The sequence below is a fragment of the Bradyrhizobium sp. P2_E8 genome (genome assembly GCF_056403875.1).
On the sequence record NZ_JBFUES010000319.1, the window covers coordinates 1 to 7334 of the forward strand.

The 7334-nt window shown below is 65.5% G+C and carries 6 protein-coding genes and 1 pseudogene; all 7 read right to left on the reverse strand.

Going from position 1 to position 7334, the window contains the following annotated elements; all coding sequences use genetic code 11:
* Window positions 1-309, reverse strand: a pseudogene (locus AC1D00_RS18870) (ABC transporter ATP-binding protein/permease); the annotation flags it as partial.
* 52 nt (window positions 310-361) lie between these two features.
* Entirely contained in the window at window positions 362-2491 is a 2130-nt protein-coding gene (locus tag AC1D00_RS18875; RefSeq protein ID WP_477011700.1) for an ATP-binding protein, read from the reverse strand.
* Window positions 2492-2681: 190 nt separating this feature from the next.
* Window positions 2682-3464 (reverse strand): succinate dehydrogenase iron-sulfur subunit, encoded by a 783-nt coding sequence (locus tag AC1D00_RS18880; protein ID WP_027543900.1) that lies wholly within the window; start codon window positions 3462-3464, stop codon window positions 2682-2684.
* A 101-nt stretch (window positions 3465-3565) separates the two neighbouring features.
* Window positions 3566-5401, reverse strand: coding sequence for a succinate dehydrogenase flavoprotein subunit (gene sdhA / locus AC1D00_RS18885; protein WP_477011701.1), 1836 nt, complete (start codon window positions 5399-5401; stop codon window positions 3566-3568).
* Window positions 5402-5404: 3 nt separating this feature from the next.
* On the reverse strand, window positions 5405-5809 hold the full coding sequence (sdhD, locus tag AC1D00_RS18890; RefSeq protein ID WP_027543902.1) for a succinate dehydrogenase, hydrophobic membrane anchor protein: 405 nt from the start codon (window positions 5807-5809) through the stop codon (window positions 5405-5407).
* Window positions 5806-6204, reverse strand: a complete 399-nt coding sequence (gene sdhC, locus AC1D00_RS18895) for a succinate dehydrogenase, cytochrome b556 subunit (RefSeq protein WP_135179235.1) — start codon at window positions 6202-6204, stop codon at window positions 5806-5808. Before sdhC ends, sdhD begins: the two co-directional genes overlap by 4 nt.
* 416 nt (window positions 6205-6620) lie before the next feature.
* The coding region (locus AC1D00_RS18900) for a substrate binding domain-containing protein (protein WP_477011702.1) at window positions 6621-7334 on the reverse strand (714 nt) is incomplete at its 5' end.

Here is a 7334-nt window from a genome sequence, read left to right on the forward strand (position 1 = left end):
GTCGAAGATCGCGCGGTTCCAGACATTGATGCCGTATTGGAAGCCGACGGTGAGGACGATCAGCATGCCGAGGCCGATCGAGAACGGCCAGGCGAGGCGATCACCCTTGCGGCCCCAGAAGCCACGCGCGCTGATCCAGAAGCGGGTCAGCAGATATTCCTTGCGGGCCTGCTCGACCTCTTCAGGCGACAGCTCGGGATCGGGTTCGACCACCTCGGGCGGCGGCGCCACCTCCTCGCCGGTCTCGCCCTCGATTTCGACGATGGGCGGCTTCTTGCCCTTTTCGCGCTTCCCGGCCGGTTTCTGCATGGCCGGACAACGCGAGGGAAATCAGTCGGTTCCCTGCGGTTCCGGGACCGGGCTATTCGGCCGCGCCATCGCGCACCCGCGCGGCGCGGTGGAGGATCTGCGACAGCTCCTCGATCGAATAGGGCTTTTGCACGAGATCGAAACCGTGGCTGCTCTCCTGCGCCAGCGCCTCGCTGTAGCCGGTGGTCAGCACGACCGGCACGCCGATGCCGCGATCGCGGATCGCCCGCGCCAGTTCGAGCCCGGTCATGCCGGGCATGACCACGTCGGAGAACACGACGTCGAAGCGATCCATATCCACGACCAGCTCGGCGAGCGCGTCGGCGGCATTGTCGACCAGGGTGATGCTATAGCCGAGCTCGGTGAGTCCATCGGCGGCGAAGTTGGCGAGCTCGATATTGTCCTCGACCACCAGCACCGACATGCCGCTGCCCGGCACCGCCGGTGCCGTGTTCGGCGCCTGCTGCTGCGGCAGCAGGTCCGCCGGCACGCGCGGCAGATAGAGCGAGAAGGTGCTGCCCTGGCCGACTTCGCTTGTGACCGTCACCTCGCCGCCGGATTGCCGGGCAAAGCCAAACACCTGGGAAAGGCCAAGACCTGTGCCGTGGCCGACCTGCTTGGTGGTGAAGAACGGCTCGAAGACGCGCCCGAGTCGCGCGGCCGGAATGCCGATTCCGGTATCGCTTACGACGACGCTGACGAAGCCACGACCGCCCGGAAGATGCGCCAGCGCATCCGGAACGGTCGTCGCCGCCTCGACCTTGAAGCTGATCCGGCCCTTGCCCTGCATGGCATCGCGCGCATTGGTCGCCATGTTGATCAGCGCCGTCTCGAACTGGCTGGCATCGGCATTGACGAGGCACGGCTCCGCCGGCAGCTGCGTCGCGATCTCGATCGCGGGGCCGAGCAGCGTGGCGAGCATGTCGTGCAGCGACCGCATCCGCTCGCCGACGTCGAACACCTCCGGTTTCAGGGTCTGGCGCCGCGCGAAGGCGAGCAGCTGCGACGTCAGCCTGGCGGCGCGCGCGACCGCATCCGCGATCGCGGTCATGTAGCGCTGCCGCCGTTCCTCCGTCAGTTGCGGCCGGTTCAAGAGGTCGACGGAGGCGCGGATCACGGTCAGCAGATTGTTGAAGTCGTGCGCGACGCCGCCGGTGAGCTGGCCCAGCGCCTCCAGGCGCTGGCTGTGCTTGAGCGCCTCCTCGGCCTCGCGCCGCTTGGCAGCTTCCGCCTGGAGATGCTGGGTGCGCCGGAAGGCGAACGCGAGCAGCAGGAACAGCAATGCGGTCGCGGGAATGCCGAACACCAGATGCTGGCCCATGGTGGCGAACCAGCGCGCGCGGATCGCCGAGGTCTCGAACCCCGCGCTGACATAGATCGGATATTCGGCGATGCGCCTGTAGCCGATGCGGCGCTCGATCCCGTCCGACGGCCAGACGATGGTCATCAGCCCGTGCGCGGGGTGCGCGGCGATCTCGCGGCCGACCGGCCCGCCCGGATCGAGCCGGAGGTCGCGGTCGAGCCGCGGAAAATGCGTCAGCACCACGCCGTCGGTGCGACCCATCGCGAAGAAGCTGCCGGGATCGGAGCCGATCCTGGCGTAGAAACTCTCGAAATATTCCGGCAGGACGGAGGCCTGGATCACCCCGACGAAGCTGCCGTCGTCGGAGTCGCGGCGGCGGCTCACGCCGAAGAAGCGGGCGCCCTGATAGGGCGGGCGCGGCGTCAGGGGCATGCCGATGAACGTGCCGATGGTCTGGTCGACATGGGCGTAGAAGTAGTCGCGGTCCGCAAAGCTCAGCTCCGGCGGTGGCGAGGCGAGGCTGTTGACCAGCGCCTTTCCCTCCGCATCGAAGATCCAGGCCGATTTGAGCTGCGGCAGCGAATCGGCCAGACGCTTCAGGCGGCGGTGCAGCGGCGCTTCGCGCGCCCGGACAAGGTCGTCGGGGAGGCCGCGCACGACCTCGTTGAGTTCGGCGAGACTCCGGTCGATCGTCTCGAACACCTTGAGAGCATGCTCATGCGCGACGTCGAGCGTGCGCTCGATCTCCCGGTCGGCGATATCTTTTGTCGATGTGTAGGAGATCGTGGCGGCGATCGCGAACAGGGCAATCGGCAATGCCAGGGATGCCGCCATCATCCACTGCAACAGCTTCAACGAATTGCGTTGCGCACCCTGCACAGTCGCTCCGGTCCCCGGACCTGAGCTTAACTGAATTTCCCGCTGGGAAGGAAGCCGCTTATGATGGGAACCGGTGGTTGTATTCCCCGGGAATCGCCCGCGGCGCGGAGTGATGAAAAAATCTACTCAAATTGACGCCGGCCGCGGAAGGCCCCGGCCATCTCGGCCGGGGACGAGGCGTGAATGGCGTCTAGATCTGCCGCTCGACCATCTTGAGCTTGAGCTCGGCGATGGCTTCCGCCGGGTTGAGGCCCTTCGGGCAGGCCTTGGCGCAGTTCATGATGGTATGGCAGCGGTAGAGCCGGAACGGGTCCTCGAGATTGTCGAGCCGCTCGCCGGTCGCTTCATCGCGCGAATCGGATACCCAGCGGTTGGCCTGGAGCAGCGCGGCGGGGCCGAGATAGCGGTCGCTATTCCACCAATAGCTCGGGCACGAGGTCGAGCAGCAGGCGCAGAGGATGCACTCGTAGAGGCCGTCGAGCTTCTCGCGGTCCTCGTGGCTCTGGCGCCATTCCTTCTGCGGCGTCGGCGAGGTCGTCTTCAGCCACGGCTCGACGGAGGCATACTGCGCGTAGAAATTGGTGAGGTCGGGGACGAGGTCCTTCACGACCGGCTGGTGCGGCAGCGGATTGATCTTCACCGCGCCGTCCTTCACGTCGTGCATCGAGCGGGTGCAGGCGAGGGTGTTCTGGCCGTCGATGTTCATGGCGCAGGAGCCGCAGACGCCTTCGCGGCAGGAGCGGCGGAAGGTCAGCGACGGGTCGATGTTGTTCTTGATCCAGATCAGGCCATCCAGCACCATCGGACCGCAATCATGGGTGTCGACGTAATAGGTGTCGACGCTCGGATTCTTGCCGTCGTCCGGATTCCAGCGATAGACCTTGAACTCGCGAACCTCGGTCGCGCCCGCGGGCTTCGGCCAGGTCTTGCCGCCGGTGATCTTGGAGTTCTTCGGAAGTGCGAATTCAACCATAAGTGCTGCCTCTGGTTTCTTCCGTCATGCGCGGGCTTGACCCGCGCATCCATCTTTGAGGGATGGATTGCCGGGTCAAGCCCGGCAATGACAAGCAATGATCAGTACACGCGCGCCTTGGGCGGGATGTACTGCACGTCGTTGGTCATGGTGTAGTCGTGAACCGGGCGGTACTCGATCTTGACCTTGCCGGCATCGTCCAGCCAGGCCAGCGTGTGCTTCATCCAGTTCTTGTCGTCGCGCTCGGAAAAATCCTCGCGGGCGTGCGCGCCGCGGCTCTCGGTGCGGTTGGCGGCCGAGTTCATCGTCACCACCGCCTGCGAGATCAGATTGTCGAACTCCAGCGTCTCGACGAGGTCCGAATTCCACACCAGCGAGCGGTCGGACACGGCGATGTCGGTGATGCCACTGTGGACCTTCTCGATCAGGTTCTGGCCTTCGCTCAGGACTTCGCCGGTGCGGAACACGGCGCAGTTGTTCTGCATCACGTGCTGCATGCCTTCGCGCAGCTTTGCGGTCGGCGTGCCGCCGGAGGCGTAGCGGTAATGGTCGAGGCGGCCGAGCGCGAGCTCGGCGGAGTTCGCCGGCAGCTCGGGCTGCTTGGCGTTCGGCGTCAGCTTCTCGGCGAGGCGCAGCGCGGCGGCGCGGCCGAACACGACGAGGTCGATCAGCGAGTTGGAGCCGAGACGGTTGGCTCCGTGCACGGAGACGCAGGCCGCTTCGCCGATCGCCATCAGGCCGGGGATGAYGGCGTTGTCGTCGCCGTCCTTCTTGGTCAGCACTTCGCCGTGATAGTTCGTCGGGATGCCGCCCATGTTGTAGTGCACGGTCGGCACGATCGGGATCGGCTCGCGCGTCACATCGACATTGGCGAAGATCTTCGCGGATTCGGAGATGCCCGGCAGCCGCTCGGCCAGCACCGCGGGATCAAGATGGTCGAGATGAAGGAAGATGTGGTCCTTCTTCTTGCCGACGCCGCGCCCTTCGCGGATCTCGATGGTCATCGCGCGCGAGACGACGTCGCGCGAGGCGAGGTCCTTGGCCGACGGCGCGTAGCGCTCCATGAAGCGCTCGCCCTCGGAATTGACGAGATAGCCGCCTTCGCCGCGCGCGCCTTCGGTGACGAGACAGCCCGAGCCGTAGATGCCGGTCGGGTGGAACTGCACGAACTCCATGTCCTGCATCGGCAGGCCGGCGCGCAGCACCATGCCGCCGCCGTCGCCGGTGCAGGTGTGCGCCGAGGTGCAGGAGGCGTAGGCGCGGCCATAGCCGCCGGTCGCGAGAATCACGGTCTGGGCGCGGAAGCGATGCAGCGTGCCGTCATCGAGCTTGAGCGCGATGACGCCGCGGCAGGTGCCCTGGTCGTCCATGATCAGGTCGATGGCGAAGAACTCGATGAAGAACTCGGCCGCGTGGCGCAGCGACTGGCCGTACATCGTGTGCAGCATGGCGTGGCCGGTGCGGTCGGCGGCGGCGCAGGTGCGCTGCGCCTGGCTCTTGCCGAACTCGGTGGTCATGCCGCCGAACGGGCGCTGGTAGATCTTGCCGTCCTCGGTGCGCGAGAACGGCACGCCCCAATGCTCGAGCTCGTAGACCGCGTCGGGCGCGTTGCGCACCATGTATTCGATCGCGTCCTGGTCGCCCAGCCAGTCCGACCCCTTCACGGTGTCGTACATGTGCCAGCGCCAGTCGTCCTTGTGCATGTTGCCGAGCGAGGCGGAGATGCCGCCTTGCGCCGCCACCGTGTGCGAGCGGGTCGGAAACACCTTGGTGATGCAGGCCGTGCGCAGGCCCGCCTCGCCGCAGCCGACCACGGCGCGCAGTCCCGCGCCGCCGGCGCCGACCACGACGACGTCATAGGTGTGGTCTTCGATCGGATAGGCTTTTCCGTTGGTGGCGGGAGCGCCGTTGCCCTTGCCATTCGTCTCGTTGGCCATGGGTTACACTCCGGCTGACAGTTGGAGAATCGCGTAGATCGAGGCGAGCGCAACCGCGATCGAGAAGAAATTGTTGAGCATGATCGAAGCGAGCTTCAGCTTCTCGTTGTGGACGTAGTCCTCGATCACGACCTGCATGCCGATCTTCATGTGCCAGGCGCTGGCGATGATGAAGAGCACCATGATGATGGCGATCGGCAGCGAGCCGAGGATCTGCTTGGCATAGGCCTGGTTGCGGCCGAGCAGCATCATGATGACGACGACCACGGGGATCATCAGCAGCACCATCGCCACCGCAGTCAGGCGCTGGCGCCAGAAATCGGACGTGCCGGAATGCGCCGCGCCGAGGTTGCGGACGCGGCCGAGCGGGGTGCGCATGCTGCGCTTCGGCGTATCGGCCGTGCTCATCGTCCACCTCCGATCGCGTAGGCAATGATCCAGATCAGCACCGTCAGCGCGATGCCGCCGATCAGTGCGCCCCAGGTCAACGCTTCGCGCTCATTGGCCTTGAAGCCGTAGCCGAGGTCCCACACGAAGTGCCGGATGCCGCTCAGCATATGGTGCATCAGCGCCCAAGTGTAGCCGAACATGATCAGCCGGCCGATGATGCTGCCGGTGAAGGCCTGGACGTGGGCATAGGCGGCCGGGCCGGAGGCCGCAGCGATCAGCCACCAGGCCAGCATCAGGGTTCCGACGTAAAGGGCGATACCGGTGGCGCGATGGACGATGGACAGCGCCATCGTCAACGTCCAGCGGTAGACTTGCATGTGTGGTGAAAGCGGTCGTTCGATCCGTGCGGTCATGGGCTTTGATGTTGTGTAGCGGCCCAGCAGGGGGCGCGCGGGGATCGCGAAAGGTCGGCTCTATTTACGGAGTCGATTTGGCCTGCGCAATCACCAAATCGCCATAAATCGAACCGTGGTTCAGCGCTACAGCGTTGATGAAACAAGGCCAATCAGGGGCTTGGTATACCAGAGCGATGGTGTGCCGACCAAGAATAGAATCTAAGTTCACCCTTTGTGACGACGGCCGAGGCGCATTGAAATTACTATTGGAACGGCTCTAGGCCGCCGCGGCCCAGCCACGGTTCGAACCAGTCAGTTCATGACGCCCCGAGCCGGCACGAATGGCCGGCGAGCCACGTCCAATTTCCGCCACGCGCATCGATTTTTCGCATGACGGGTGGATATGCGCAGCCTGCATCCCCCCGCCGCAGGAATCACCGGCCGAGGGGATCGCTCCCGCGCCATCGCTCGACCAGGAAATCGATGAATGCGCGAATCTTCGCCGACCCCAGGCGCGACGGCTGATAGAGCGCATGGAGCGGGGCCGGAGCAGGTTCATGCTCACGCAACAGACGACGCAAGCGCCCATCGGCAAGTTGCCTTTCGACCCGCCATGACGGCACGCGGGCGATGCCGGCGCCGTTCTCTGCGGCGGTGGCGAGCGCGTCGAGACTGTTGACCCAGAGCCGTCCCGCCATCCGGATTCTCGATCCGCCCCTCGCGTCGCGGCCGAATCGCCAGGTCGCCGCGCCGGGTGCATCGGAGAACACCAGGCAATCATGCTGCGGCAGATCGGACGGGCTCTGCGGCTCGCCACGGYGTGCGAGGTAGCCAGGCGAGGCGCAATGGATCATCTGCACCTCCGCGAGTTTCCGCGTCACGAGTTGGGAATCGGTAATGCGCCCGACGCGAAGCGCCAGATGAATGTCTTCCTCGATCAAGCTGACGTTGCGATCGACCAGCAGCAGATCGACCGACAGCGAGGGACAGGCGCGCAGGAAGTCGCCCAGCAGCGGTGCGATCAGCAGGCGCCCCATCAATGTCGGCGCACTCACGCGCAGGCGTCCCGACGGCTCGCGGCGGCTTCCGGCCAGCGCCTCCTCGATCTCCTTGACTTCGCCGAGGATCGATTTGGCGCGTTCGTAGAG